Raw genomic sequence first — 24,517 nt, 5'->3', positions numbered from 1 at the left:
CAGTCCGGCGGGAGGAGCGTGCCCAGGGGACCGAGGTCGAGGTTGAGGTCCGCCATGGAGAGGCCGTACCGCTCGCAGAGGCCCTCCATCCGGTCGTGGAGGATCATCAGGGTGGCGCCGAGGCGTTCTTCCTCCTCCTCGGTGAGGTCGCCCGCGTCGACGCGGTGGAGGGCCTGGCGCTCCATGAGCTGACGAAGGAGTTCGACGAGGGTCAGGACGAGCTTCATGAGATCGCGTTCCACCGTGTCGGGGTCGGTGCTGATCCGGCGGGCCGGGCGGGACGGCGCGGTGTCGCGCGGGACGGCGGGCAGGAGGCGGAAGGCTCGGGCGGCGGCGTCCGCGACCTCGCCGAGGCGGTCCGCGGGCCGGCCGCGGCCGGGCAGGTCCGGGGCGGTCATGGTCCGGGCTCCTGCCCCCATGGGGACGGGTTGCGCTCGCTGATGGAGACGATCAGCGCGCGCAGGGAGATGCGCACGAGGTCGATGTCGGCGATGGACAGCACCACGTCGCCGGTGAGGACGACTCCGCCGCTGAGGAGGCGGTCGAGCAGGTCCACGAGGGCCACCTGACGTTCCGCCAGGGGTTCGGGGGCGTGGTCGGCCGCCGTCACGGCGCCGCTTTCGCCGCGTCCGGGTCCCCGTCCGGATCCGGGCGGGGGGCGCCGGGGAGGGCGGCGAAGGAGTACGGGGCCCAGGGGCCCGTGACATCGACGCGCACCCCGCGCAGTCCTTCGCCGGCGGCACGGACGCGGGTGCGGAATGCCTCGGCTTGTTCGTGCGCGACGAGGAATGCGTCGTTGAGGACGTTCTCCCCGGCGCCGGAGGCGAGTTGGCCCTGTTGCACGCGGTGCCGGGCGTGCCCGGCCGCCAGTTCGCGGCCGATCCTCTCGACGCGTGCGGCGGCTTCCTGGGCCCCACGGTAGGCCTCGTCGCGGGAGTGCCGCTGGGCTCGGCGGGCCTGGAGATAGGCGCGGCCGGGGCTGAGGTCCTCGGCGGCACCGGAGGGCCCGGCGGCGGCCGGAGCGTCCACGTAGACCTTGACTCCCCATTCGAGGTGGCCCGCCAGCCGGTCCAGAACCTCCGCGAACGCATCGCCGCCGGTCCGCAGCACATCGCGGACGCGTTCGTCGTCCAGGTAGACCGTGGCCAGCCGCAGCGGCAGCACGGTGGTGTGTGCGGAGAGCGCCTCGATGACGGTGTGGTGGGCGCGGGCGACGGCCTCCAGCCAGTCCAGGTTCTCCAGGTGCCGACGGAGGGCGTCCTCCTGGAAGTCCGTCGCGGGCACCGGGCTGACGGCGGCGGCCAGCGGACCGGAGGTCACCAGCCGCACCGGGGCTCCCCCGACGCCTGTCAGCGCCTCCACGACGCCGCCCGGCAGGCCGCCGCCCCGCAGTACGGCGTACGCGTAGCTGACCCGGTCGTCATCCATCGTCGTCCGTCCCGGCTCCGCCGCGGCGGCGGTGTGCCGCCGAGGAGGCCCGCGTGCGGTGGCGGGAGGCCACGCTGCCGCGCGCCGTGTCCGTCAGTTCGCGCGCGCCCTTCAACTCCTCGATCTCCTCGCGCAGCCGCTGGTTCTCCCGCGCGAGGCTGCTCTCCCCGTGTGCGCGCGAGGACAGCGACGGGTCGTGCTCCCACCAGTCGATGCCCATCTCCTTGGCCTTGTCGACGGAGGCCACAAGGAGCCGGAGCTTGATGGTGAGCAGTTCAATGTCGAGCAGGTTGATCTGGATGTCGCCTGCGATGACGATGCCTTTGTCCAGGACGCGCTCCAGGATGTCGGCCAGGTTTGCCGACGACCCCTGCCCGTAGGGGGACGGCTGCGGAGCGGCCCTCGTGGGATACGAACCGAGCCGGCCGGCCGGGGAGTCCGTCACAGCATCACCTCGTCTCGGGGGGCGGCTCGCCACGCCGGAAGGCGGCGATCTCCTCGAGGCGGTCGAGCAGGACCTCCTCGCGTGCCTCGAAGGTCTCCTCGTCGATCCGGCCGGCGAGGAGTTCCTTCTCCAGGGCGGCGAGTTCGCGTTCGACGGGCTCGGGGTCGTAGTACTCCCGCTCGGCGGCCTCGAGCACCCGCTCGACGACCCAGCCCACCCCGCGCACCGGCGCGAGGGGGAGGGTGACGATCTGTGTGAACAGTCCCATACCGCCTCCTCGTCGTCCGTCCTTCGTGTCCTTCTCGTCCTCGTTCCCGGTCCCCGCGCTCTCTCCGTTCTCCCAGCTCCTCGCCGCGCTCGTGCCCGTCACACGAAGCTGTACGGGGGCAGCGGTCCCAGCAGCCGGAAGTCGCACTCCTCGCCGACCTGATTGGCCAGGCTGAGCTGGGTGGCGAGGAACATCTCCTCCTTGGTGTCGTCCACCAGGAAGGAGACGCTCAGGAAGTCCTGACCCGCCGGGGCGGTGGCCGCGTCGTCCCGGACGAAGGGGCGCAACGCCTCGACGATGCCCGCCCCGAGGGCCTGCTGGCGTGCCTCGACCTCGTTGGCGATCAGTTCGCCCAGCATCAGCGGCATGTCGGGGGAGGCCGTTCCGCCGCGGATCTGCTCGTTGAGCCGGCGTGCCTCGTCGTTCTCGTCGAGGATCCGGCGCAGCAGCGAGTCCTCGTCCCACGAGACCTTCAGGTGGTATTCGACGCAGCCTTCCAGATTCTTCAGTTTCTCCTGGTACTCGACCGCACGGTCCTCCAGGACGGCGCGCACGGCGTCCTCGTCGGGCGCCGTGAAGCCGAAGCGCAGCGGCAGCACGGCGCCGTCGGCCATCAGCCGCTCCTGTACCGCCTGGTGGGCGAGCACGTCCTTGCGGCGCGGGCGCAGATCCTGGGGGGCCTCGCTCACGACGGCGGACAGGTCGGCACTCGTCACCGTTCGCAGCGGCCGGTCGGAACCGCCGACGGGGGTGAGGCCGTCCAGGCGCGCCGGATGTTCCTTCGAGGTGATGGAGTAGACGTAGACGGCCATGGTCATTCCCTCTCCCGCCGGGAGGTGCGCCTGCTGCTCCTGCGCTGCCGGGGCTGCTCCTCGTACTCCGCTTCCTCCTCCACGGGCTCTTCCTCGTACTCCTCCTCGTCCTGATCGCCGCCCTTGAGGGCTCCCGTGACCGCCTCGACGGCGCCGCTGAGCGCGCCCTTGGACTTGCCCTTGGCGCCGCCCTCGGTGATCTCGCCGACGAGGTCGGTGAGCTGGGCGGGTTGTTTGCGGCCGGATTCCAGGTCGAGGCGGTTGCACGCCTCGGCGAAGCGGAGATACGTGTCGACGCTGGCCACGACGATGCGCGCGTCGATCTTGAGGATCTCGATGCCCACCAGCGACACGCGCACGAAGACGTCGATGACGAGCCCTCGGTCCAGGATGAGCTCCAGGACGTCGTACAGGCTCCCCGTACCGCCTCTGGACATACCGCCGCCGCCTTGCGGCACCACGGTCATAGCGCCTCCCTTCAGCGCCTCGCCGTCTCGCGTTCTCAGAAGCGCCGGTCGATCTGCCCCCGCGTGTAACGGCGGGTGCGTTCGTAGGCCACCAGGTCGCCCTCCTCGTCGAGCTTCACGTGATAGGTGGCCATCACGCTGGTGGTCTCGGGCACGCGCTCCAACTCCAGTACCTCGACGTCCGCTTCCCATCCCTCGCCGGCGGGCTTGACCGCCGAGACGGACTCCGGCCTGCGGCCGAGGAGTTCGAAGAGCTGATCCGCGGCGGACCGCATCGCCCATGCGGCGGAGCGCTTGCGCGGCCGCTCCGCAGCCGCCTCGTCCCGGCCGCGCCTGGGGCTTCTGCCACGGGCGTTTCTGTCGCTTGCGGCCATTCCGTTCTCCGGTTCCGGAAGAGCGCCACCCCCACTAAGAAACGTACTATTTCAGCATATACACCCCACAACCCGTGTGCGGCGCCGGGTCGCTTTCCGAAGGGAATGCTGATGAAGGACACGACCAAGATCGCCCTTGCTGCCGCAGTCGCCGGTGGCTATGTACTCGGGCGCACCAAGAAGGGACGGCTCGCCTTCACGATGGCGACATTTCTCGCAGGAGGTCGCCGCGCCGGACTCGATCCGCAACAACTGGTCACCGAGGGTATTCGCAAGCTGCAGGACGTTCCGCAGGTCGCCGACCTGGGCGAGCAGGTGCGCGGCCAGCTGATGGACGCCGGCCGCAAGGCCGTCACAGCTGCAGCGGACCGCAAGCTGGCTGATCTGGCGGGCGTGTTGCACGACCGCACGTCCCGGATCGGGGCCAAGAAAAAGAGCGGCGAAGAAGAGGACACGGAAGAGGAATACGAGCCGAAAGACAGGGAAGAAGAGGAGGCCGCGGGCGAGCCCCGGCCGAAGCGGCGCCGCCCGTCGAGGGCGGAGGAGGAACCCGGCGGCGCGGAGGCCGAGGACGAGGCGGAGGACGAAGAGGGCGAGGGTGAAGAGGAACCGCCTCAACGCCGCCGCGCCGAGAAGCGTCGGCAGCCCGGGCCCGAGCGCGAACCGGAGCGCCGCCCGGCACGCAAGTCGGCTGCGGGGAAGACTCCCGCGAGGAAGGCCCAGCCGGCGAAGAAGACCGCCGCCAAGAAGACAGCGGCCAAGAAGACGGCCGCACCGGCGAAGAAGACGGCGGCGAAGAAGACCGCCGCGCCCACCAGGAAGACCACGGCACGCAAGGCACCGGCGAAGAAGACGGCGGCGAAGAAGACGTCCACACGGCGGAGGTAGCCCGATGGCCAGGACGGCACAGGACACCGGTAACGGCCAGGTCTCCGGCCTGGACCAACTGCGCGACGAACTCGCCGGCTTCGTCGGCGCCCAGGTGGGGAACCTGGCCGACAAGGCGGGCGACAAGGTCGCCGATCTCACCGATCAGTTGATGGGCGTGGCCGAGAACGGCGGGGTGCTCCCCAAGGCCGGCCTGAAGATCCTTCAAGGCGACTCACCGCTCAAGGCGCTGGGAGGCGGCGTGTTCGACAAGGCCAAGCAGATGCTCGGCGGTGGCAAGGGCGGCAAGGCCGGCAAGGGCCGCAAGTCCGGTACGCAGAAGGTGACGAACATCGTCGAGGTCCAGGACGTCGGCGTCCCGATCCGCTTCGCCTACGACCACTGGACCCAGTTCGAGAAGTTCAGCGCCTTCACCAAGGGCGTCCGCAGCGTCTCCAAAGGCGACGACACGTCAAGCGACTGGAAGGTCAAAGTCGGCCCCTCCACCCGCGGTTGGAAGGCCACGGTCGTGGAACAGGTCCCGGACGAGCGCATCATCTGGAGTTCCGACGGCGCCAAGGGCACGACGCGTGGCTGCGTCAGCTTCCACGAGCTCACTCCGACCCTGACCCGCATCGTCCTCGTCGTCGAGTACTACGCCTCCGGCCTGTTCGAGAAGACCGGCAACATCTGGCGCGCCCAAGGCCGGCGGCTGCGGCTCGACTTCAAACACTTCGTCCGCTACGTCTCGCTCACCAACGAGGAACCCGACGGCTGGCGCGGCGAGATCCGCGACGGCGAGGTCGTGCGCACGCACGAGGAGGCCCTCGAGGCGGAGGAGGCCGAAGAGGGCGAGGAAGGCGAGGAGTACCCGGAGGACGAGGAAGAGCCCGAGGGCGAGGAAGAGCCCGAGGAGGAGGGCTACCCCGAGGACGAGGAAGACGAAGAGGGCGCGGAAGACGAGGACGAGGAGGACGAGGAGGACGAGGAGGACGAGGACGAGTACGACGAGGAGGACGAGGAGGACGAGGAGGACGAGGAGGACCTGGCGGACGAGGACGAAGAGGACGAGGAACCCGAGGACGGCGAGTACGACGACGAGTACGACGAGGAGGAGGACGAGGAGGAGTATGCGGGCGCACGCCGATGACGCCCCGTCACTTCCTCGTCCCCAGGGGCGTAGAGCGAAGGCCCGCCGCGCGGCGGGTCACCGCGCCAGGCGGCGGAGTTCCAGGGTGTTGTCCACGCGGGTCGTGGGCCGCCCGTCGGGGTCGCTCTGGATGCGCTCGTGCTCGTCGGCCAGCACCACCTCCCACTCCTCCTCGGCGAGGTCGAGGCTCTCCAGCACCTCCTGCGGTGTCGGGAAGTGCACGTGCGGGTGCGGCTCGGTCTCCCACGCCGGGAAACCGGCGTGCCCGACGATCAGCAGCACGCCACCGGGCGCCACGGCCGACGCGGCGGCGCGCAGGATCCGCTCGCGGGGCATGTCGTACGGCGAGTGCAGGAACTGCGCGGAGACGAGGTCGTAGGCGCCCTCGGGGAACGTCTCGCCCAGGTCATGGCGCTGCCAGTCGATGACCCCGGCGGCGATGCCCTCCGCCGCGGCATGGGCGGCGGCCCGCTCCAGGGCGACGCGGGAGATGTCGACGGCGGTGACCCGCCAGCCCTTCCGGGCCAGCCAGACCGCATCGGCGCCCTCGCCGCAGCCCAGGTCGAGCGCCCTGCCGGGCTTGAGGCCGCCGACCCGGCGCACCAGGACGATGTTGGGCTCGCCGCTCCATACGCGGTCGCTCCCGGCGTAGCGGGCATCCCAGAACTCCGCCTCGGACTCGGCGCGCTCGGCGCTGGTGCTGCCGTCGGTCATGGATGTCGTCTCCTTTGTGCCGCGGATATGGACCCGCCCCCGACAATGCGGTCCCGCGCGCGACGGGACAAGTTCTCTTGCCGGTTCGGCAACAGCCCTGTCGGCGGCCCTCTGCCCCCGCTGCGGGTCCGCGCCTATGTTGGGCGTCATGGACATCTCGCCGAATGACCACCATCCGCTGCGCCGCCTCTCACTCGACCAGTTGCGGCGCCGGACGAGCATGAAGTGGCGCACGCATCCGGAGGACGTGCTGCCGTTGTGGGTAGCGGAGATGGATGTGCCGCTGGCCGGCCCCGTGGCCCGTGCGCTCACGGAGGCGATCGCGGTCGGCGACACGGGATATCCGGCGGGCGACGCGTACGCGGAGGCCCTGGCGGACTTCGCCCGTGCACGGTGGGGATGGGACGGCCTGGTCGTGGAGCGCGCGTCCGTCGTCCCCGACGTGATGCTGGGGGTCGTCGAGATGCTGCGGCTCGTCACGGAGCCCGGGGACTCCGTGATCGTCAACTGCCCCGTCTATCCGCCCTTCTACCAGTTCGTGACGCACATGGGCCGCCGCGTGGTGGAGGCCCCGCTCGGCCCCGACCTGCGGCTGGACCTCGCGGCGCTGGAAAAGGCCTTCGCCCGGTCCACAACCGGCGGCGGCCGGGCCGCCTACCTGCTGTGCAGCCCGCACAATCCGACCGGCACGGTGCACACCGCCGAGGAACTGACCGCGGTGGCGGCGCTGGCCGGGAGGTACGGCGTGCGGGTCGTGGCGGACGAGATCCACGCGCCCCTGGTGACGGCCGAGGCGGCGTTCGTGCCGTATCTGAGCGTGCCCGGCGGTGAGAACGGCCTGGCGCTGATGTCCGCGTCGAAGGGCTGGAACCTGGCCGGGCTGAAGGCTGCTCTCGCCCTGGCCGGCCCCGAGGCGGCGGACGACCTCGCCCGCATGCCGGAGGAGGTCAGCCACGGACCGAGCCACCTGGGCGTCATCGCTCACACCGCGGCGCTCCGCGAGGGCGGTCCGTGGCTGGACGCCGTGCTGGGCGATCTCGCCGACAACCGGCGGCTGCTCGCCGGTCTGCTCGACGAGCACCTGCCGGAGATCCGCTATCGCCCGGCCCCGGGGACCTACCTTGCGTGGCTGGACTGCCGGAAACTGGGGCTGGGCGACGACCCGTCCGCCGCCTTCCTCGCCCGCGGCAGGGTGGCCCTCAGCGCGGGGCCCGACTTCGGCACCGGCGGCCAGGGGCACGTACGGCTGAACCTCGCGACGACGCCCGAGGTACTCACGGAGGCGGTGCGCCGGATGGCCGAGGCGGTCGGCGCGCGCCCGCGGCCGAGGTCTGAAACGTCCCTCACCGGGTAGCCGCCCCGACACCGGGACAGGCACAGGACACGCATCGGACAGGCCGCCGGGAGGCCGGGGCGAACGGACCCGGCGCCGCCCAGTGCTCCGGCGCACCCGGCGGCCCCCAGGAGGCGAGCACCATGACGCACGACCTCGCGTACGACCCCGCACCCGACGGCGGCCGCGCCCTGCGCGTCGTCGTCGTGGGGGCGACCGGAAACGTCGGGACCAGCCTGGTGCGGGCGCTCGGCGACGACCCGGCGGTGGCGCACGTCGTCGGCATCGCCCGGAGAATCCCCAAGGAGTGGCGGCCCGAGCGCACCTCGTGGGTGCACGCCGACATCGGCGACGACAGAACGCGCCTCGTGGAGCACCTGCGCGGCGCGGACGCCGTCGTCCACCTGGGCTGGCTGCTGCAGCCCACCCACGACCCGGCGATCACCTGGCGCACCAACGTCCTGGGCGCCATTCGCGTCTTCGAGGCGGTCGCACAGGCCGGTGTGCCCACCCTGGTGCACGCCTCCTCGGTGGCGGCCTACTCCCCCGGCCCCAAGCGGTACCCCGTCGACGAGTCCTGGCCCACGCACGGCTGGCCCGGGGCCGCCTACAGCCGGGAGAAGGCATACGTCGAACGCTGTCTCGACACCTTCGAGCGGGAACACCCTCAGGTACGCGTGGTGCGCATGCGGCCGGGCTTCATCTTCAAGCGGGAGGCCTCCGCCCAGCAACGCCGTCTGTTCGCCGGTCCCTTCCTGCCGAACCGGCTCGTGCGACCGCGCCTCGTGCCGGTCGTCCCGGACATGCGCGGGCTGCGTTTCCAGGCCCTGCATTCCGACGACGCGGCCGAGGCCTACCGGCTCGCGGTGCACCGCCCTGTCCGCGGCGCCTTCAACCTGGCGGCCGATCCCCCGCTGGACGCGGGCGAACTCGCCGCGCTGCTCGGAGCGCAGGTCGTCCGCATGCCGCGCGGCGCGGTACGGGCGGCGTTGGCAGGGGCGTGGCGGCTGCATCTGGTGCCGGCGTCTCCCGGCCTGTTCGACGCGGTGCTCATGCTGCCGCTGATGGACATCACGCGGGCCCGCCGGGAACTGGGGTGGGAGCCCCGTCACACCGCCACGCAGGCGATCGGGGAGTTCCTCGCGGGCCTGCGCGAGGGTGCGGGCGACATCTCGACCGCCCCGCTGGATCCGGGCGGGGCCGCCGGCCGGCTCCACGAGGTCGCGACGGGCGTGGGCTCAAGGCCGTGAGGCCGCGGCGGCCCGACGGCACCGGCGCGGACTTCCCCGTGGTACCCCCGGTGTGTCTGCCCCCCGTCGTCATCCTTCGTCGGTGTGGAGGCGCTCGGTGTCCTGCGGGGCGGCCTTCGGCACCTTGACGTCGGGGCCGTCGTCCAGGCCGCCGTACGGCCGGGCCCTGGCCCGCTCGAGTTCGGCGTTGAACTCCAGGCCGAGGAGGACGGCGATGTTGGAGATCCACAACCACACGAGGAAGACGATGACGGCGCCCAGGCTTCCGTAGAGCCTGGTGTAGTCCGCGATGCCCGACACATAGAGGCTGAAGAGCGCGGAAGCGGCCGCCCAGATGACCACGGCCAGGCAGCTGCCGGGGCTCACCCAGCGGAAGCCGCCGTGCCGCACATTGGGTGCAGCCCCGTACAGGAGTGCGAGAACCAGGCCGAACAGCACCAGCATCACCGGCCACTTGACGACGCCCCACACACCGAGCGCGGCGTCGCCGACCCCCAGCACCTGACCCGCCTTTCTCGCCAGGGCTCCGGTGAAGACCACGCCGATCGCGATGAGCGTCGTGACGACCAGCAGCACCACGGGGATGACGAACCTGCCGGCCAGTGTCTTCCACAGGGGCCTGCCCTCGTCGACGTCATAGAGGGCGTTGGCGGCCCGCATGAAGGTCGCCACATAGTTGGAGGACGACCACACGGCGACCACGACGCCGACCGCGAGAGCGAGGCCGTTTCGTCCGACGCCGCGCCGCAGCTGCCCGAGCACGCCGGTCAGCGTCTCGCGCACCGGCCCCGGCGCGAGTCCGCTCGTGTTGGCGATCAGGCCCTCGACACCGGGTCCGCCCAGCAGGCTGACGGCCGAGGCCATGACGAGCAGGGCGGGGAAGACCGACAGGACGGCGTAGTAGGTCAGGGCCGCAGCCCAGTCCGTCAGATGGTCCGCCCAGAACTCCTTCACCGTGCGCCGGAGCACGGCGCGCCATGACTCCTGGGGAAGCTGGGTGGGCTTGCGGGCGCCTGCCCGGGGCCGGCGAGCCATGCGCGTTCACCGCCTCGGGGCACCGCGTGCCCCACTCGTCGACGCCGCCGAACGACCGTATGCCATGGCGCCGGCACCACCGCTCAGTGCTGGAGGGCGACCTTCGCCGCCACGATGATCGAGCCCAGCACCAGGTTCACGACGCCCACCGACACCACCGCCCAGCTGGACGCGCCCACGCGTATGACGGCGGCGCCCGCCCATGCGACCTGCTGGGCCACGGCGACGATCAGGGCCAGCCATCCCGTGCCCTCCCATCCGAGCCCCAGCAGCGGGCTCACCGCGACAGCCACCGCCGGCAGCAGCGCCGCCTGCACGATCGGCCACTCGCGTACGCACAGCCGGCAGACCTCCTGCCAGGTGGCCTTGCCGCTGCGCAGCCGGTCGCCGACAAAGCCGGCGTAGACGTGGGCGGCCCAGAACACCAGGCCGGTGCAGATCAGCAGCAGCACCAGCTGCAGCCGCGGGTACGGGCCCGCCGCGCTCGATCCGGCCACCACCGAGGCGGCCAGCAGGGACCCGTAGACGGCACCGGTGTAGTTGGCGCGGCCCGGCTCGGGTACCTCCTGGCCGGTCAGTTCGTGCGGGGCGGAGCTGGCTGTCACCTCTTCAGCATCACCGAGGCGCTCCGGACCCGCACGGTCGCACACACGGGGGCGGCTCGCCCCGTCGACCGGCCCGAAGTCTCCCCCGCCGGTCGTGCGGCACGGGCGTCGGGACCCGTGCCCGCCGCTCTTCCGCGTCCGGGAACGCGACGTCCGATTTCCGCCAGCGGCCCGCCCCCGCGATGCCGCACAGTGGAGGGGTGACGAGCGACTCGACCTTGGGGACCAGCAGCAGGAGGGTGGTGGTGCGCGGCCGCGGCACCCACCCCGACGCCGGGCTGCTCAGCACGGTGGTGACGACGGGGATCCGCTGCCGCCCGAGCGCGCGGCACACCCGCTGTGGCGCGCCGGCCGGCCGCGGCGGATCCGCCCGCAGGGGCCGGGCCATGGGTACGGCCCGCCGGATGTCGGCGCTGAGCCGTGGCGCCACAGTGGACGCCGCTGAGAGCACTGACGAAAGGCAAGGACGATGACGCTCTACACGACACTCGACAGCCCCTTGGGCGAGCTGCTGCTGGTCGGTGAGGAGTCGCCCACCGCGACCGGCGGCACCGCGCTCTCCTCGCTGTCGGTGCCGGGTCAGAAGGGCGGCGTCGTCCCGGCGGACCTTGCGGACGGCACGCGTGCCGACGACGCCGCCTTCGCCCACGTCACCCACCAACTGCGGGCGTACTTCGCGGGCGAACTGAGGGACTTCGATCTCGAGTTCACCGCCGGGGGCACCGGTTTCCAGCAGCGGGTGTGGGCGACCCTGGAGACCATCGGCTACGGCACGACGCTCACCTACGCGGACGTCGCCGAGGCGATGGGCGTCCCGCGTTCCTCGTCGCGCGCGGTCGGCACCGCGATCGGCCGCAACCCGCTGCTGGTCGTCCGTCCCTGCCACCGCGTCGTCGGCGCCAAGGGCGCCATGACCGGCTACGCGGGCGGGGTGGAGCGCAAGCGACTGCTGCTGGATCTCGAGGCCCGGCGCGGGGCGGCGTGAAGACGGCCCCGCCTCCCGCAGCGCCCGCACCCCAGCCGGCCGGCACCGCCGACCGGCCCATACCGGCCGCCCCGGAAGGCGGGGGTGCCCGGTGGACGCGCTGATCCCGCGTCCCCGGTTGCGGGTGGCGCCGGGCGCGGTCCACGTCCCAGGCTGGCTCACCATGGACGAGCAGTGGAAGCTGGTCGTCGCCTGCCGCGGATGGGCGACGGGCCCGGTGCCGATCCGGCACACCCGTCTGCCCCGCGGCGGGGTGATGTCGGTGCGGACGGTCTGCATCGGCTGGCACTGGCTGCCGTACCGCTACACCCGCACCGCGGACGACGTGAACGGCGCCCGGGTCGCCCCCTTCCCGGACTGGATGGTCGCGCTGGGCCGCCGCGCCCTGGTCGAGGCGTACGAGGACCCTGCGGCGGGCGACGGCTACACCCCCGACACCGCACTGATCAACTTCTACGACGGGGACGCCAAGCTCGGGATGCACCAGGACAAGGACGAACGCAGCGACGCCCCCGTCGTGTCGCTGACCATCGGCGACACCTGCGTCTTCCGCTTCGGCACCCCCGAGAGCCGCAACCGCCCGTACACCGACCTGGAGCTCGCCTCCGGCGACCTCTTCGTCTTCGGCGGCCCGTCCCGCTTCGCGTACCACGGTGTGCCGAAGGTCCATCCGGGCACGGGCGACCCGGCCACCGGTCTCGCCTCCGGTCGGCTGAACATCACGATGCGCGTCACGGGACTGGACGACGGGACGCCGCGGCGGGAGCCACGGGCCTGAGGTCCGCCTCGCTGCCCGGTCGCAGGTCGGCGGCCAGCGCCAAGGTCACGGCGAGGGAGACCGCGGCCACGACCGTCATCGCGGCCGCCGGAGAGGTGTGCTGGGCGACGGCCCCCGCGAGGGCGGCGCCCAGTCCCTGACAGGCGAGCATGCCCGAGGAGTGCAGGCCGAGGGCGTGACCGCTGAGTTCGTCCGGGGTCAGGGCCATCAGCCGCTCCTGCAGCAGCAGGCTCGCGGCATAGCCGACGGAGGCGAGGGCGACGACGGCCGCCGCGAGGGGCGGCGCCGGGTGCAGCACGAAGACCAGGTAGGGGGCCGCGAGCAGCAGTCGCAGCGCCGCGCCCGCGCGTTCCCTCCACATCGGCGGGACGAACCGGCCGGCCACCGTGTCGCCGGCGAGCATGCCGCAGGCCGCGGCGGCCAGCAGCAGTCCGGCGTGGTCGGGCGCGTAGGGCACGAAGAGCGACTCACAGCCGACGATCAGGCCGTTGGGCACCCAGAGCGCGAGGTACACGGAGCGGCGCGGCCGGGCGGACCACAACAGCACGTTCGTCCGCCAGGTCTCGGCCGCCGAGGGCCGGCCTCCCGCGCGTGGCGGCCTGGCCCTCAGGCCGGCCCGGGCGGCGACCGCGGACGCGAGGTGGAGCGCGGCGCCGACGAGCAGGACCCCGCGCGGGGACAGTGCGTCCAGCAGCAGCCCGCCGGCGGCGAAGCCGCAGATCTGCATGGTGCCGGTCGACATGTTCAGCAGGGAACGGCCCAGGAGGAATCCGCCCTCGGGCAGGATCTCGTGGAGCAGTCCGTAGCGCACTCCGCCGCCGAGGGAGGCGACGGGACCCGATGCGGTCAGGATGGCGAAGACGGCCCACATCGGCAGGCCGGGTACGGCCGGCGCCGCGGCGCCGAGCGAGAACAGCGCGGCGACCGCGATGAGCGCGGCACGCGGCGGCAGCCGGTCGGCCGCCGACAGCAGGGTCGCCGCCCCGGCCACCTGCGCGAGGGACGGGCCGAACATGGCGACGGCGGACAGCAGCGGGGAGCCCGTGGCGTCGTAGACCAGGGTGCCCAGGGCCAGGGCGCTCACCGTCTGCGCCGCGACCTGCGCGGTGGAGAAGACGAAGAGCGGGGTGAACTCCGGCGTGCGGAAGAGTTCTTGGTAGGTGCGCATGGGCCCCGAGTCTCAGCGGCCCGGGATCAGGTGGTAAATGTTTCGCGCGGGCGCGAAACGCGGCCGTGCGGGGCGTGGGGGGAGGGAACCATGGGCTGGTGGCTGGTCGACGCGGAGACGCTGGTCAGCAGCCGGTTCGTCGTCTCCCCGCTGGCCGAGGCCATCGCGGCCCTCAAGCTTCTCGACCGGGGCACGGCCGCTCACCCCGGCGAGCGCCGCTGGCTCGAGGCGCATCTGCCGGCGTACCGGGAGCGGCTGGCGGCCGACCCGGTGACGGGGCTGCTGGTGCGCGCCGCGCTGGGGCGCACCTGGAACGCGGACTTCCTCACGCCCACGCCCGCCGGCGACGGCCTCCCCTGCTTCGAGGAGGAGCTGGCGCGCATCCGGCTGACCCCTCCGGAGGCCGCGCGCGGGCATCTGACCGTGTCGCTCGGCGGACCGCTCCCACGGGCGCTGTGCCGGGCCGATCTGCCGGAGCGCGCGGCCGACGTCGTCGCCTGGGTCTGGACGCACACGGTGCTGCCCGACTGGCCGCGTCGGCGGCGGGTCATCGAGGCCGACGTCGTGGCGCGCACCGCCCGGTTGGGGCGCGGCGGATGGGCGGAGGCACTGGACGGCATGCGCCGGGGAATGCGCTGGCTCGGCGAGGGCCGGTTGCAGATCAACACGCGGGATCTCCCGCCCCGCGACCTGTCGGGTGCCCGGCTGATGTTCGTTCCCGTCACCCCGAGCACGGGCTGGGTGTCCTGGGACGACCACATACGGTACGCGGTGGTGTACCCGTGCTCGGGAGCACTGACCGAGGCGGGGCGGGAGCGGGTGCCCGAGGCGCTGGGTGTACTGCTCGGTCCGGCGCGCGCGGCGGTCCTGGTGCTGCTCGCGACGCCGATGAGCACCACGCAGTTGATCGCCCTGACCGGTCAGGGGCTCGGCTCCGTGCGGCGCCATCTGCGGGTGCTGCTGGACGCCCGCCTGGTACGGCGGCGGCGGGCGGGGCGTTCCGTGCTCTACTCCCGGACGGAGACCGGCGACGCACTGGTCGCGGTCCAGCAGGAAGGCTGAGGGACGATGCGGCGGTGGTCTCGGACCCGCGCTGCCCTCGTGCTGCGACCGCGACCAGTGGACAGGTCAGCGGGCCTGCGGGGCGGGGCGGTTGCCCACGAACAGCAGCTGCCGGAAGTGGGGGAGTCGAAGTCACCGGTCCTGTCTATGATCAAGCCCATGGCACTGGAATGGGAACAGATCATCGTCGACTCCGCCGACCCCGTCGCTCTCGGGCACTGGTGGGCCGAGGCTCTCGGATGGGTGGTGGTCGACGAATCCGAGGAGATCGTCGAGATCCGACCTGAGCCGGACCGGATGCCGGGGCTGCTCTTCGTGCCTGTCCCCGAGGGCAAGACGTCGAAGAACCGGCTCCACCCCGACTTCCGCCCCGAGGATCAAAAGGCCGAGGTAGCCCGGCTGCTCTCCCTCGGTGCCCGGCGCGCCGACATCGCGCAGGACGAGCACTGGGTGACCCTCCTCGACCCGGAGGGCAACGAGTTCTGCGTCCTGAGTGAGCGGAAGAGCTGAGCGGAAGCACTGGCGGAAGCGCCGAGCGAAGGCCGGACCGTTGTCCGACGCCCCGAAGACCTGCAGCGCGGACACAACTGCCCGGAAACCGGATGGGGGTGGCGCGGCGCACCCGAGCAGGCCGGCACCGCAGCTTCGTGCCGCGCTGGTTCCTGTTCTGCTACCCGGACCGACCTGCGGTTCGTGGAGCTGCACGGCACGACGCGCGACGGCCTGACAGAACGGGTCACGGAGCCCGGTTGTGCCTGATGCCCGCCACGCCACCCACGCACACCGCCGAGGAGCGCCCAGCCCCCGCCCTCCTCGTCCGCGACCCGTATCCGTGCGCCCGTCCGTGCGCCCGGGGGGCGTGAGAAGAACCCGCACCCGCCCACTGCCCCCGGCACCACGCGGTCGGCCACGCGCGGCGGTGCCCTGCCTGCCGAGCGCGGCCGCTCCCGGCCCGGCTCCGCGGTGCGCGGCACGGCGACACTGCGGCTCAGCCGCGCGGCGGTCCGCTCAGCCCCGCGGCGCTGCCGTGCTGTCGCGGACGACGAGCTGCGGCATAGGCTGGGGCAGGTCACGCGCCGGGCCGCCGCCGAGCAGGCTGACCAGCTCCTCCGCCGCGCGCCGCCCGAAGGCCGTCGCGTCGCGGTCCAGTGCGGTAAGCCGCGGATGCGTGGCCCGGCAGAGCGCCGAGTCCTCCCAGGCGACGACCGACAGGTCGCGCGGTACGGTCAGTCCCATCTCGAGAGCCACTCCGGCACCCGCGACCGCCATCACGTCGTTGTCGTAGATGATCGCCGTGGGCGGCTCGGTCCCGGCCAGCGCCAGGCGGGTGGCCTCCGCGCCCTGGCCCTCGGAGTAGTCGGTGGTGACCGAGCGGACCCCGGGCATCCCCAGCCGCGCGGCGCAGGCCCGTAGCGAGGCGATGCGGCGCGTGGTGTGCGCCAGGCCGGGCAGCCCCGCGACGTGCACCACCCGCCGGTGGCCCAGGCCCGCAAGGTACTCGACGACCGCGCCCATGGCGGCCGCGTCGTCCACCCGGACACTGGAGATCACCGGGTACGGGGCGGCCGCCCGCGGCTCGCCGTTGACGTCGCGCCCGCCGACCACCACGGCGGGCAACCCCAAGGAGTCCAGCAGGGCGGGCCGCGGGTCGCCGATCTGGGGATCCACCACGATGACCCCGTCGACCCGCTGCTCGGCCCACCACCCGCGGTAGACCGCGCACTCCTCCTCGGCGCCCGCCACCACCCGGAAGAGCAGGCCGAGATGGCGTTCCGAGAGCACCTCCTGGATGCCGGAGACGAACTGGAGGAAGAACGACTCCACGCCCAACGTTCTCGCCGGGCGGGCGAGCACCAGGCCCACGGTCGCGGCCCCCTCCCCCGACAGGGCCCGCGCGGCGGTGCTGGCCCGCCAGCCGAGCTGGTCGGCGACCTGGCGCACGCGCCGGCGGGTGGCCTCGGAGACCCCGGGGCGGTCGTTGAGAGCGAAGGAGACGGCGCTCTCCGAGACACCGGCCCGCCGGGCGATGTCCTTCATCGTGGGCCGCCGCTTCACCGCGGGGCGCCGCACAGAGACGCGTCGGCCGGTCCCGGCAGCGGGCGGCGGCTCCACCGGTGGCTCGTGCGCCGCGATCGTGGGCCCCCTCGGATGCTCCGCCTGACGTCGTGCGCGCCAGGCCCGGGCGGCACGACGCGGGGACCAGTATCCCCCAGCAGAACAGGGACGCGCGCTAAAGCGCTTGAGCGCAGCACGCCTAAAGCGCATTAGTGATTCCGCTCAATTACTGGCGACACACCGGTGACCTGTGCTGATGTCCCACCAAGCGCCAAGTGAGAGACGCGAGTTGACTTTATTCTGGCGCAATGCCACCTTGTCGTGGGCGCGCTGCGGCGGCTCCCCCCAGCCGCGCCGATCACGGGACGGACATCCCCCGACCGCCCCGCGACCACCGGTTCCGCCGCCGCGCGCCCGTCCCCCACTCGTACGACCACGGGAACCGCCATGACACCGCGCTTCGGCGTCAACTACACGCCCAGCCAGGGCTGGTTCCACCACTGGCTCGACTTCGACCTCGACGCCGTCCGCGCCGACCTGGACTCCATCGCCCGCCTCGGCATGGACCACATCCGGGTCTTCCCGCTGTGGCCGCTCTTCCAGCCCAACCGCACCCTGATCCGTCCGCGCGCCGTGGAGCAGCTGGTCGCGCTGGTCGACGCCGCCGCCGACCGCGGACTGGACGTCAACGTCGACGGCCTGCAGGGCCACCTGTCGAGCTTCGACTTCCTGCCCTCCTGGACGGCCACCTGGCACCGCCGGAACATCTTCACCGACCCGGATGTCGTCGCCGCCGAGGCCGAGTACCTGCGCACCCTCGCCGCGGCACTCGCCGACCGGCCCAACTTCCTCGGCATGACCGTCGGCAACGAGATCAACCAGTTCTCGGGCACGCCGCACCCGGATCCGGACCCCATCGGCCCGGCGGAGGCCGAGGCCTGGCTGCGCCTCATGCTCGACGCCTGCGAGCGGGGCGCCCCCGGCAGGCTCCACCTGCACGCCGAGTACGACGCCGCCTGGTACCAGGACGGCCATGCCTTCACCCCCGGCCTGGCCGCCAGGCTCGGTTTCGCGACCGCCGTCCACTCCTGGGTCTTCAACGGAACGGCCCAGCGCCACGGCCACGCGGGCGTCGCCACCGAGCACCACGCGGCGTACCTGATCGAGCTGTCCAAGGCCTGGGCCGCCGATCCCCACCGACCGGTCTGGCTGCAGGAGGTCGGCGCCCCCGCTCCCGTGGTCCCGCCGGAGCACGCCCCGGCCTTCGCCGCCGCCACCATCGCCAATGCCCTGGACTGCGCGGACGTGTGGGGTGTGACCTGGTGGTGTTCGCACGACGTCGACCGGTCACTCGCCGACTTCCCCGAACTCGAGTACACCCTCGGTCTCCTCACCAACGACCGCGAGGTCAAGCCGACGGGCGCCGCCGTGGCCCGCGCCGTGGCGGAGCTGCGCGAGCGCGGCTACGCGCCGCCGCGGCCCCGGACGACCGCACTCGCCGTCGATGTCGGCGACAGCCTGACGGCCCCCCGGCGGGCCGGCTGCGCCCCCGGCGGCGAGGTGTTCGAGGCGTGGGCAGCGCTGACCGCCCAGGGTGTACGGCCCGCACTCGTGCTCGCCGAGAGGGCAGCGGACGCGGCACACCTGGCCGCCCGGGGCATCACCGAGGTCGTCACCCCCGCCGAGGTCCGCTGATCCCCCCGTCCGCTTGGCACTCGGGCCACGCGTCATCCGGGCTCACAGCCCGGGGCCCGCGGCGCCACCCGGGCCTCCACGGCCCGTACCGCCCCGCCGAGCCCCACGAGCCCGTCCCCCGGCGGGCCCCCGGGCGCGGGTCCCGTACCCGTGCCCGGGGGCTCGGGGACAGCTCACGGCCGCACCGTCGGCAACTCCTTCCCGGGGACGCCGCGGCCTGGCAGACTCCTCGGGTGACCGCATACGACCTGCTCGTCATCGGATCCGGCCCGGGTGGCCAGAAAGCGGCCATCGCCGCGGCCAAGCTGGGCCGCCGGGTCGCCGTCGTCGACCGCCCCGACATGGTCGGCGGGGTGTCCATCCATACCGGCACCATCCCGTCGAAGACCCTGCGTGAGGCCGTGCTCTACCTGACCGGGCTCACGCAGCGCGATCTGTACGGCCAGAGCTACCGCCTCAAGGAGGACATCACCATCGCGGACCTCACCGCGCGCACCCAGCATGTGGTGAGCCGCGAGGTGGATGTGATCCGCAGTCAGCTCTCCCGCAATCGCGTCACCATGCTCACGGGCACCGGCCGTTTCACCGACGACCACACCGTCGCCGTGCAGGACCCGGCCGGTCGTGAGGTGCTGGTGACGGCCGACAACATCGTCATCGCCACCGGTACCCGCCCGGCCCGTCCGTCGACCGTGGAGTTCGACGACCGCACGGTGCTGGACTCCGACAGCGTGCTCAACCTGGACCGGGTTCCGCGCTCCATGGTCATCGTCGGCGCAGGAGTCATCGGCATCGAGTACGCCTCGATGTTCGCCGCGCTGGGCAGCAAAGTGACGGTCGTCGAACAGCGGGAGGGGATGCTGGACTTCTGCGACGTCGAGGTCGTCGAGGCGCTCAAATACCATCTGCGTGACCTCGCCGTGACCTTCCGCTTCGGCGAGACCGTGGCAGCCGTGGAGCGGCATCCGACGGGCGCTCTCACCGTCCTGCAGAGCGGGAAGAAGATCCCGGCGGACGCCGTCATGTACTCGGCCGGGCGGCAGGGCCTCACCGACAGCCTCGACCTGGGCAAGGCGGGCCTGGCCGCCGACCAGCGCGGCCGCATATCCGTCGACCAGCACTACCGCACCTCCGTGCCGCACATCTACGCCGTCGGGGACGTCATCGGCTTCCCGGCGCTCGCGGCCACCTCCATGGAGCAGGGCAGGCTCGCCGCCTACCACGCCTGCGGCGAACCGGTGAACGCGATGAACGGCCTGCAGCCGATCGGCATCTACACGATTCCGGAGATCAGCTTCGTCGGCCGAACGGAGGACCAGCTCACCGACGACAACGTGCCCTTCGAGGTGGGCGTCTCGCGCTACCGCGAGCTGGCCCGCGGCCAGATCATCGGCGACTCGCACGGCATGCTGAAGCTGCTGGTGTCGACGGAGGACCGCACCCTGCTGGGCGTCCACTGCTTCGGCTCCGGCGCCACGGAGCTCCTGCACATCGGCCAGGCGGTGATGGGCTGCGGCAGCACGGTGGACTACCTGGTCGACGCGGTGTTCAACTACCCGACCCTCGCCGAGTCGTACAAGGTGGCCGCCCTCGACGCCACCAACAAGCTCCGCCAGATCAACCGCCTCACCACCGGCTGACCGCCGTCTGCCCGCCGGGAGGCCGGCAGGCGGAGCAGGCGGCGGTGCGTACGAGCGGGTCCCCGCCGACGGCCCCCGCACGTACGCACCACCCGTTCGGCGGGGGAACGACGGGGGCGCCGCGTGGCAGCCTCCCGGAAGGGGACGAAAGCTCACCCGCCCGTGACCCTTCGAGGGAGCACCGCCATGGCCACCAGGAAGAACCTCCAGGTCGACCGGACGAGCCTCACCCACAAGGTCGGCTACGCCCTCCGGCACCCCACGCGGGTCGCCGCGCACGCGCGCCGGGCCGCCCGGGACCGCTGGCTCGCCCACCGGCACCGCGACCACGTGGCGTACTACCGGGCCGTCATGGCCAGCGACACCGCGCGCGACCCGGAGGCGGCCGTCGGCAGCCGCAGCCACGACCGCTGGCTGGCGCTGGGCGAGATGCAGTTCGACTACCTGTGCGAACACGGCCTGGAGCCGCGGCACCGGGTGCTGGACATCGGGTGCGGCAACCTGCGGGCGGGCTGGCGCCTCATCGACTACCTCGACACCGGCCACTACTACGGCATCGACATCTCCCCCGACATCCTGATCGCCGCCAAGCGCACCGTCACCGAGCGGGGCCTGCAGCGCAAGCTGCCGTATCTGACCCTGACCCACGACCTGACGTTCGACTTCCTGCCGGAACGCCACTTCGACGTGGTCCACGCCCACAGCGTCTTCTCGCACTCGCCGCTGAAGGTCATCGACGAGTGCCTGGCACACGTGCCCCGGATCCTGGCCCCGGACGGCTGGTTCGACTTCACCTTCGACCGCACCGAGGGGAAGGAACACCACGTACTGCGCGAGGACTTCTACTACCGCACCGAGACGCTGTTGGAGCTGGCTGCCCGGCACGGGCTGCGCGCCCGCTTCATGGACGACTGGGAACTGCGGGGCCACGGGCAGTCGAAGATCCGCGTGCGGGTGGGACCGGCGGCGGAGCCGGCCGCGCCGTTCTCGTCGCAGGGGTCCTGACGACCCGCCGCCTTGGCGGCCCGCCCTCCCGGACGGCCCGCGGCCTCCTGCTGGGCACCCATGCCGCTTGGCGCCCGACTCGGCGGGCCCGCGGCTCGGCCCGGTCGTCCTGTGACGGACGCCGCACGGCGGCGAGCGGGTCGTGCGCCTCGAGAGGCCGCCTGCCGGTCCCCGGGGTGTCTCCCGGGGACCGGCAGCCGCTCAGTGCGCGGCGACCAGAAGAGGCAGGACGTTCGCCAGCTCCTCGCCGCGCGCGTAGCGACCCAGCTGCTGCGCGATGAAGGCGAGGGAAGCGGGGACGAAGGCGTCGGTGAACGCTCCGACGTGCGGGGTGATCAGCACGCCCGGCAGGGACCACAGCGGATGGCCGCTCGGCAGCGGCTCCGGCGCGGTGACGTCCAAGGCGGCGCGCAGCCGGCCGCTCCCGGCCTCCCGCACCAGCGCCTGCGTGTCGACGAGTTCTCCCCTGGCCACGTTGACCAGGACGGACCCGTCCTTCATCAGCGCGAGGCGGGAAGCGTCCATCAGGTCGCGCGTCTCGTCCGTCAGGGGCGCGCACAGCACGACGGCGTCGGTGGAGGGCAGCAGCGAGGACAGTTCCTCGAACCCGTGCACATGACCGTCCGCGGTGTCGCGCGCGGTGCGTGCCAGCCGGACCACCCGGCAGCCGAACGGGGCCAGCCTCGCCGCCACCGCCTTGCCGACCGCCCCCTGGCCCACGACGATGACCTCCTTGCCGGAGAGCGTGGGGAACACCCGGGGCCGCCACTGGCCCAGGGCGTGCCGGCGGGAGAAGTCGTCGAGGCCGCGCTCCGCGGCCAGCAGCAGCGTCACCGCCAGCTCGGCCGTGGCCTCGCCGTGCACGCCGTTGGCCGTGGAGACGCGGGCGCCGGAGGGAAGCAGTCCCAGGAAGGGGGCGAGGTAGTCGTGTCCGGAGCTGAGGAGCTGCAGGACCTCCAGCCGCTCGGCGGCGTTCAGCAGCCGGTCCAGGATCTCGTGCTGCTTGGCCGGCACAGGCGGGACGACGACGAAGCGCACGTCCCGGGGGTCGGACGGGAAGGCCGAAAGGCCGTCCCAGTAGTGGTACGACAGGCCGTCGGGAAGCGGACCGGAGAATTCGCCGGACCGATAGGGGAGCCAGACCGCTCGGCTTTCTTGCATAATTTTGGCAGTGCTTTTCTGTGGGTCTCGGATAACGGGTTTCGCCACATCGGGCTCCGCGGGGCACCGCCCCTCGGACCAGGGGCTCTTCCATGGCGGACGGCTGTGTCCGCGGGCCCGGAGCAAAGTGACACCGTTGTCACGCAGGAACCTTCGAAACGCTAACACATGCACCGTCAGCGATATGCCGGCGCAGGCTCGCCGACGGCGGCCGCGTGTTACCGGAAGGTGAATTCCTTCCCGGGCTTGGCAAAGACAAGGCAATGAACCGCCCATGGAGGCGGCGCAACACTGTCGCGTTCGTCACTCCGCCCGGGTCCGGCCGGGAGGCCGCCCGGGCGCGAGTACACCACCGCGCGGCCCACACGCCTTTCGGCACCCTGACGCCCCCCGCCCCGCCACCGTCCCGCCCCGCCCCGCCCCCCGACGCCACGACAACGCGAGACCGACGTCACATTGGCACCGAGATCAGCGCCAGTCGGACGCCCTCGACCCGTCGCTCGGGGTCCAGCCCCAGGACTGGCTGAGCAGGTCCACGAGGTGGACGAGGCGGCGCTGCGCCGTCCCCCCGGGCGGCCCCGAGATGACGGCGCGCCAGTTGGGGCGGCCCCTTGAGGCTTGGGACGAGCTTGAGCAGTCCCTCGGAGGCCTCGCGGTCGACGGCGTAGTCCTCCTTGCCGCCGAGCAGGAAGCCGTTCATCCGAACGGCCTCGGGATCACGGTGCCGATCGCGGAGACGGCAGCGGCTCTCGCTCCTGGCTCGTCCGGAACCTCGCAGCCCCGCCCGCGCCGTGGGCGCTCGTGATCACGGGGGCCCGAGGTTCGACTCAAGGACCCTGCCGGCCTCGGGGTTTCACCGAATGGCGGTTCCGCGTACCCCCGTCTCCGCGGGGCCGCCTGTACGCTGAGCGATCTCACCGGCCTCCGGGACAAGAACAGGACCCACCCCCATGGAGCTCGTCTTCGACGGCCACGTGATCGAGTGGCGCGGGCCCTCGCCGTTCTACTTCGCCACCGTGCCGGACGAGGAGTCCGATCGCATCCGTGAGGTGGCCGCGCTGGCCACCTACGGATGGGGAGTCATCCCCGTCGAGGCTGGGATCGGCGACACCACCTTCACGACGTCGCTCTTCCCCAGGGACGGCGCCTATCTGCTGCCGCTGAAGGCCGCCGTGCGCAAGCTCCAGGACATCGCCGCCGGGGACGACGTGACCGTGCGGATGACGATCCGGCTCTGAGACTGAGCTGAGCCGCGGCGACGCCCCGCGGACCCCGTCCCGTCGTACAGCGGGGGCCCGTCGTGGTCGGCGCCCCATCCTTGAGACGCAGGGGCGACAGGAGTTGGAGGCCGCCACCGCTCTGCGACGCGCTCCTTGGGTGATGGTCAGCACGTAGCCGTCCGTCAAGCTGTGCGAGCGACTGCTTGCCGCGATCGCGGCAACCGCACCCCCCCGTGTGCCGGGCGGTGTTCCGCCGGCTGTACCGCTACGGCCCGTCCGAGGGGCCGGATCCGCCGGGGCACCGGGCGCGTGCCTGGCTCGGCGGAAAGTCGCAGGCCGTGGGTTGGCGCAGCCCGCACGTGCCTGCGTCTCCGCACAGGGGGAAGCACGGTACTGGAGTCTGGATCCCGGGGGTGACGGCATCAGGCACGGGCCGGACAGACCCACCGCACAGAGCTAACCTCTGCGCATGATCTCCCTCTGGGCCCAGTGGTCCTCTCGCCAACGCGCCTTGGCGTGCGCACTCGCCGTGCTGGTAGCGGGCTTCTGGTACGCGACTCGTCCCGTCGAGCCGCCGTGCACCTATGCCGTCATGTGGCCGAGCGAGGACATGGACGCGGACTTCCATCTCACGGCCGCAGGGGAGGCGCACGTCGAGCAGATACTGGCGGAGAAGAGGGCATCAGGAGAGCGCGCGCCGATACAGACGCGATGGCATGGCTGGTTGGACTGAGCGCTCACATGGAGCGGGCCCCCACGGTAAATCTGCGGGGCGCGCGACCGCGGCAACCAGGCGCCCGACGGCGGAGAGACGGACCGTGCCGCGCTCCACTCCCAGGCTGCGGCCGCTGCCGGGCCGCCGTATCCCGGGCAGCCCGGTGGGTGACCGAACTGTGCCGTCAGCATCCGAACCGCCGGCCGTATGCGGCCGCCTCCGCGCCGATCCGCAGCCGGACTGAGTCGGCTGGCGCGCAGTCGGCAACAGGGTGGCGACACACGC

At 72.4% G+C, this 24,517-nt stretch carries 27 protein-coding genes; 13 read left to right on the top strand and 14 right to left on the bottom strand.

Going from position 1 to position 24,517, the window contains the following annotated elements; all coding sequences use genetic code 11:
* The 8 genes from ACRWND_RS26810 to ACRWND_RS26775 form a co-directional block, all read right to left on the bottom strand.
* Nucleotides 1-398 (bottom strand): gas vesicle protein K (locus ACRWND_RS26810; protein WP_431953781.1); only part of this gene is annotated, 398 nt, incomplete at its 3' end.
* Nucleotides 395-610 carry a gas vesicle protein gene (locus ACRWND_RS26805; protein WP_431953779.1) on the bottom strand — a complete coding sequence of 72 codons (216 nt, stop codon included), beginning with the start codon at nucleotides 608-610 and terminating at the stop codon, nucleotides 395-397. The genes ACRWND_RS26805 and ACRWND_RS26810, both read right to left, overlap by 4 nt.
* Nucleotides 607-1,428 carry a GvpL/GvpF family gas vesicle protein gene (locus ACRWND_RS26800; RefSeq protein WP_431953777.1) on the bottom strand — a complete coding sequence of 274 codons (822 nt, stop codon included), beginning with the start codon at nucleotides 1,426-1,428 and terminating at the stop codon, nucleotides 607-609. The genes ACRWND_RS26805 and ACRWND_RS26800 overlap by 4 nt, the downstream gene beginning before the upstream one ends.
* On the bottom strand, nucleotides 1,421-1,873 hold the full coding sequence (locus tag ACRWND_RS26795) for a gas vesicle protein (protein WP_431953775.1): 453 nt from the start codon (nucleotides 1,871-1,873) through the stop codon (nucleotides 1,421-1,423). Before ACRWND_RS26795 ends, ACRWND_RS26800 begins: the two co-directional genes overlap by 8 nt.
* A gap of 4 nt (nucleotides 1,874-1,877) precedes the next feature.
* On the bottom strand, nucleotides 1,878-2,141 hold the full coding sequence (locus ACRWND_RS26790; protein ID WP_431953773.1) for a gas vesicle protein GvpG: 264 nt from the start codon (nucleotides 2,139-2,141) through the stop codon (nucleotides 1,878-1,880).
* A 98-nt stretch (nucleotides 2,142-2,239) separates the two neighbouring features.
* Complete coding sequence (locus tag ACRWND_RS26785) at nucleotides 2,240-2,953, bottom strand: GvpL/GvpF family gas vesicle protein (RefSeq protein ID WP_431953771.1); 714 nt, start codon at nucleotides 2,951-2,953, stop codon at nucleotides 2,240-2,242.
* Between the two features lie 2 nt (nucleotides 2,954-2,955).
* Nucleotides 2,956-3,420, bottom strand: coding sequence for a gas vesicle structural protein GvpA (locus ACRWND_RS26780; RefSeq protein WP_431953769.1), 465 nt, complete (start codon nucleotides 3,418-3,420; stop codon nucleotides 2,956-2,958).
* A 35-nt stretch (nucleotides 3,421-3,455) separates the two neighbouring features.
* Nucleotides 3,456-3,794, bottom strand: a complete 339-nt coding sequence (locus ACRWND_RS26775; protein WP_431953767.1) for a gas vesicle protein — start codon at nucleotides 3,792-3,794, stop codon at nucleotides 3,456-3,458.
* A 111-nt stretch (nucleotides 3,795-3,905) separates the two neighbouring features.
* On the opposite strand from ACRWND_RS26775, the gene ACRWND_RS26770 reads away from it, so the two are divergent.
* Both ACRWND_RS26770 and ACRWND_RS26765 read left to right on the top strand, forming a co-directional pair.
* Nucleotides 3,906-4,682: a histone protein gene (locus ACRWND_RS26770; RefSeq protein ID WP_431953765.1), complete on the top strand. Its 777-nt coding sequence runs from the start codon at nucleotides 3,906-3,908 to the stop codon at nucleotides 4,680-4,682.
* Between the two features lie 4 nt (nucleotides 4,683-4,686).
* Nucleotides 4,687-5,811 (top strand): SRPBCC family protein, encoded by a 1,125-nt coding sequence (locus ACRWND_RS26765; protein WP_431953763.1) that lies wholly within the window; start codon nucleotides 4,687-4,689, stop codon nucleotides 5,809-5,811.
* A gap of 57 nt (nucleotides 5,812-5,868) precedes the next feature.
* On the opposite strand, the gene ACRWND_RS26760 is transcribed toward ACRWND_RS26765, so the two are convergent.
* Entirely contained in the window at nucleotides 5,869-6,525 is a 657-nt protein-coding gene (locus ACRWND_RS26760) for a class I SAM-dependent methyltransferase (RefSeq protein WP_431953761.1), read from the bottom strand.
* 148 nt (nucleotides 6,526-6,673) lie between these two features.
* Between ACRWND_RS26760 and ACRWND_RS26755 the strand changes: the two genes are divergently transcribed.
* The gene (locus ACRWND_RS26755; protein ID WP_431953759.1) at nucleotides 6,674-7,879 is read left to right on the top strand and encodes a MalY/PatB family protein; all 1,206 of its coding nucleotides are present in this window, start codon (nucleotides 6,674-6,676) and stop codon (nucleotides 7,877-7,879) included.
* 122 nt (nucleotides 7,880-8,001) lie between these two features.
* Nucleotides 8,002-9,108: an NAD-dependent epimerase/dehydratase family protein gene (locus tag ACRWND_RS26750; RefSeq protein WP_431953757.1), complete on the top strand. Its 1,107-nt coding sequence runs from the start codon at nucleotides 8,002-8,004 to the stop codon at nucleotides 9,106-9,108.
* Between the two features lie 69 nt (nucleotides 9,109-9,177).
* On the opposite strand, the gene ACRWND_RS26745 is transcribed toward ACRWND_RS26750, so the two are convergent.
* The gene (locus ACRWND_RS26745) at nucleotides 9,178-10,143 is read right to left on the bottom strand and encodes a YihY/virulence factor BrkB family protein (protein WP_431953755.1); all 966 of its coding nucleotides are present in this window, start codon (nucleotides 10,141-10,143) and stop codon (nucleotides 9,178-9,180) included.
* An 83-nt stretch (nucleotides 10,144-10,226) separates the two neighbouring features.
* Nucleotides 10,227-10,748 (bottom strand): hypothetical protein, encoded by a 522-nt coding sequence (locus tag ACRWND_RS26740; RefSeq protein ID WP_431953753.1) that lies wholly within the window; start codon nucleotides 10,746-10,748, stop codon nucleotides 10,227-10,229.
* A 469-nt stretch (nucleotides 10,749-11,217) separates the two neighbouring features.
* Between ACRWND_RS26740 and ACRWND_RS26735 the strand changes: the two genes are divergently transcribed.
* On the top strand, nucleotides 11,218-11,733 hold the full coding sequence (locus tag ACRWND_RS26735) for a methylated-DNA--[protein]-cysteine S-methyltransferase (RefSeq protein WP_431953751.1): 516 nt from the start codon (nucleotides 11,218-11,220) through the stop codon (nucleotides 11,731-11,733).
* A 91-nt stretch (nucleotides 11,734-11,824) separates the two neighbouring features.
* Nucleotides 11,825-12,511, top strand: a complete 687-nt coding sequence (locus tag ACRWND_RS26730; protein ID WP_431953749.1) for an alpha-ketoglutarate-dependent dioxygenase AlkB family protein — start codon at nucleotides 11,825-11,827, stop codon at nucleotides 12,509-12,511.
* Here the strand turns inward: ACRWND_RS26730 and ACRWND_RS26725 are convergent.
* On the bottom strand, nucleotides 12,465-13,679 hold the full coding sequence (locus ACRWND_RS26725; protein WP_431953747.1) for an MFS transporter: 1,215 nt from the start codon (nucleotides 13,677-13,679) through the stop codon (nucleotides 12,465-12,467). The two genes, ACRWND_RS26730 and ACRWND_RS26725, sit on opposite strands and share 47 nt — an antisense overlap.
* 90 nt (nucleotides 13,680-13,769) lie before the next feature.
* On the opposite strand from ACRWND_RS26725, the gene ACRWND_RS26720 reads away from it, so the two are divergent.
* Both ACRWND_RS26720 and ACRWND_RS26715 read left to right on the top strand, forming a co-directional pair.
* Complete coding sequence (locus tag ACRWND_RS26720; protein WP_431953745.1) at nucleotides 13,770-14,741, top strand: transcriptional regulator; 972 nt, start codon at nucleotides 13,770-13,772, stop codon at nucleotides 14,739-14,741.
* Nucleotides 14,742-14,900: 159 nt separating this feature from the next.
* Nucleotides 14,901-15,251 (top strand): VOC family protein, encoded by a 351-nt coding sequence (locus ACRWND_RS26715; RefSeq protein WP_431953743.1) that lies wholly within the window; start codon nucleotides 14,901-14,903, stop codon nucleotides 15,249-15,251.
* A gap of 498 nt (nucleotides 15,252-15,749) precedes the next feature.
* Here ACRWND_RS26715 and ACRWND_RS26710 read toward each other — a convergent pair whose 3' ends face one another.
* Nucleotides 15,750-16,778: a LacI family DNA-binding transcriptional regulator gene (locus ACRWND_RS26710; protein WP_431953741.1), complete on the bottom strand. Its 1,029-nt coding sequence runs from the start codon at nucleotides 16,776-16,778 to the stop codon at nucleotides 15,750-15,752.
* Between the two features lie 465 nt (nucleotides 16,779-17,243).
* Here ACRWND_RS26710 and ACRWND_RS26705 point away from each other — a divergent pair, with 465 nt between their 5' ends.
* The 3 genes from ACRWND_RS26705 (at nucleotide 17,244) to ACRWND_RS26695 (ending at nucleotide 21,136) form a co-directional block, all read left to right on the top strand.
* Nucleotides 17,244-18,491, top strand: a complete 1,248-nt coding sequence (locus ACRWND_RS26705; protein ID WP_431953739.1) for a glycoside hydrolase 5 family protein — start codon at nucleotides 17,244-17,246, stop codon at nucleotides 18,489-18,491.
* Nucleotides 18,492-18,724: 233 nt separating this feature from the next.
* Nucleotides 18,725-20,131, top strand: a complete 1,407-nt coding sequence (sthA, locus tag ACRWND_RS26700; RefSeq protein WP_431953737.1) for a Si-specific NAD(P)(+) transhydrogenase — start codon at nucleotides 18,725-18,727, stop codon at nucleotides 20,129-20,131.
* A gap of 186 nt (nucleotides 20,132-20,317) precedes the next feature.
* Nucleotides 20,318-21,136 (top strand): class I SAM-dependent DNA methyltransferase, encoded by an 819-nt coding sequence (locus ACRWND_RS26695; protein ID WP_431953735.1) that lies wholly within the window; start codon nucleotides 20,318-20,320, stop codon nucleotides 21,134-21,136.
* Nucleotides 21,137-21,337: 201 nt separating this feature from the next.
* Here ACRWND_RS26695 and ACRWND_RS26690 read toward each other — a convergent pair whose 3' ends face one another.
* Nucleotides 21,338-22,297 carry a 2-hydroxyacid dehydrogenase gene (locus tag ACRWND_RS26690; protein ID WP_431953733.1) on the bottom strand — a complete coding sequence of 320 codons (960 nt, stop codon included), beginning with the start codon at nucleotides 22,295-22,297 and terminating at the stop codon, nucleotides 21,338-21,340.
* Nucleotides 22,298-23,247: 950 nt separating this feature from the next.
* On the opposite strand from ACRWND_RS26690, the gene ACRWND_RS26685 reads away from it, so the two are divergent.
* Nucleotides 23,248-23,535, top strand: a complete 288-nt coding sequence (locus ACRWND_RS26685; RefSeq protein ID WP_431953731.1) for a DUF1905 domain-containing protein — start codon at nucleotides 23,248-23,250, stop codon at nucleotides 23,533-23,535.
* Between the two features lie 451 nt (nucleotides 23,536-23,986).
* Nucleotides 23,987-24,250, top strand: coding sequence for a hypothetical protein (locus tag ACRWND_RS26680; protein ID WP_431953729.1), 264 nt, complete (start codon nucleotides 23,987-23,989; stop codon nucleotides 24,248-24,250).
* Nucleotides 24,251-24,517: the final 267 nt, after the last annotated feature.

This window comes from Actinacidiphila sp. bgisy167 (assembly GCF_965342175.1).
Classification (GTDB): Bacteria; Actinomycetota; Actinomycetes; order Streptomycetales; family Streptomycetaceae; genus Actinacidiphila.
The sequence above is the reverse complement of the archived record's forward strand: the minus strand, read 5'-3'. Positions and strand labels throughout refer to the sequence as shown.

What these genes read in the sequence shown, in the direction of transcription:
- ACRWND_RS26800 (WP_431953777.1), bottom strand. Translation starts at nt 1,428, where the DNA reads ATGGATGACGACCGGGTCAGCTACGCGTACGCCGTACTGCGGGGCGGC.
- ACRWND_RS26790 (WP_431953773.1), bottom strand. Translation starts at nt 2,141, where the DNA reads ATGGGACTGTTCACACAGATCGTCACCCTCCCCCTCGCGCCGGTGCGC.
- ACRWND_RS26785 (WP_431953771.1), bottom strand. Translation starts at nt 2,953, where the DNA reads ATGGCCGTCTACGTCTACTCCATCACCTCGAAGGAACATCCGGCGCGC.
- ACRWND_RS26780 (WP_431953769.1), bottom strand. Translation starts at nt 3,420, where the DNA reads ATGACCGTGGTGCCGCAAGGCGGCGGCGGTATGTCCAGAGGCGGTACG.
- ACRWND_RS26775 (WP_431953767.1), bottom strand. Translation starts at nt 3,794, where the DNA reads ATGGCCGCAAGCGACAGAAACGCCCGTGGCAGAAGCCCCAGGCGCGGC.
- ACRWND_RS26770 (WP_431953765.1), top strand. Translation starts at nt 3,906, where the DNA reads ATGAAGGACACGACCAAGATCGCCCTTGCTGCCGCAGTCGCCGGTGGC.
- ACRWND_RS26765 (WP_431953763.1), top strand. Translation starts at nt 4,687, where the DNA reads ATGGCCAGGACGGCACAGGACACCGGTAACGGCCAGGTCTCCGGCCTG.
- ACRWND_RS26760 (WP_431953761.1), bottom strand. Translation starts at nt 6,525, where the DNA reads ATGACCGACGGCAGCACCAGCGCCGAGCGCGCCGAGTCCGAGGCGGAG.
- ACRWND_RS26755 (WP_431953759.1), top strand. Translation starts at nt 6,674, where the DNA reads ATGGACATCTCGCCGAATGACCACCATCCGCTGCGCCGCCTCTCACTC.
- ACRWND_RS26750 (WP_431953757.1), top strand. Translation starts at nt 8,002, where the DNA reads ATGACGCACGACCTCGCGTACGACCCCGCACCCGACGGCGGCCGCGCC.
- ACRWND_RS26745 (WP_431953755.1), bottom strand. Translation starts at nt 10,143, where the DNA reads ATGGCTCGCCGGCCCCGGGCAGGCGCCCGCAAGCCCACCCAGCTTCCC.
- ACRWND_RS26735 (WP_431953751.1), top strand. Translation starts at nt 11,218, where the DNA reads ATGACGCTCTACACGACACTCGACAGCCCCTTGGGCGAGCTGCTGCTG.
- ACRWND_RS26725 (WP_431953747.1), bottom strand. Translation starts at nt 13,679, where the DNA reads ATGCGCACCTACCAAGAACTCTTCCGCACGCCGGAGTTCACCCCGCTC.
- ACRWND_RS26720 (WP_431953745.1), top strand. Translation starts at nt 13,770, where the DNA reads ATGGGCTGGTGGCTGGTCGACGCGGAGACGCTGGTCAGCAGCCGGTTC.
- ACRWND_RS26715 (WP_431953743.1), top strand. Translation starts at nt 14,901, where the DNA reads ATGGCACTGGAATGGGAACAGATCATCGTCGACTCCGCCGACCCCGTC.
- ACRWND_RS26710 (WP_431953741.1), bottom strand. Translation starts at nt 16,778, where the DNA reads ATGAAGGACATCGCCCGGCGGGCCGGTGTCTCGGAGAGCGCCGTCTCC.
- ACRWND_RS26705 (WP_431953739.1), top strand. Translation starts at nt 17,244, where the DNA reads ATGACACCGCGCTTCGGCGTCAACTACACGCCCAGCCAGGGCTGGTTC.
- ACRWND_RS26695 (WP_431953735.1), top strand. Translation starts at nt 20,318, where the DNA reads ATGGCCACCAGGAAGAACCTCCAGGTCGACCGGACGAGCCTCACCCAC.
- ACRWND_RS26690 (WP_431953733.1), bottom strand. Translation starts at nt 22,297, where the DNA reads ATGCAAGAAAGCCGAGCGGTCTGGCTCCCCTATCGGTCCGGCGAATTC.
- ACRWND_RS26685 (WP_431953731.1), top strand. Translation starts at nt 23,248, where the DNA reads ATGGAGCTCGTCTTCGACGGCCACGTGATCGAGTGGCGCGGGCCCTCG.
- ACRWND_RS26680 (WP_431953729.1), top strand. Translation starts at nt 23,987, where the DNA reads ATGATCTCCCTCTGGGCCCAGTGGTCCTCTCGCCAACGCGCCTTGGCG.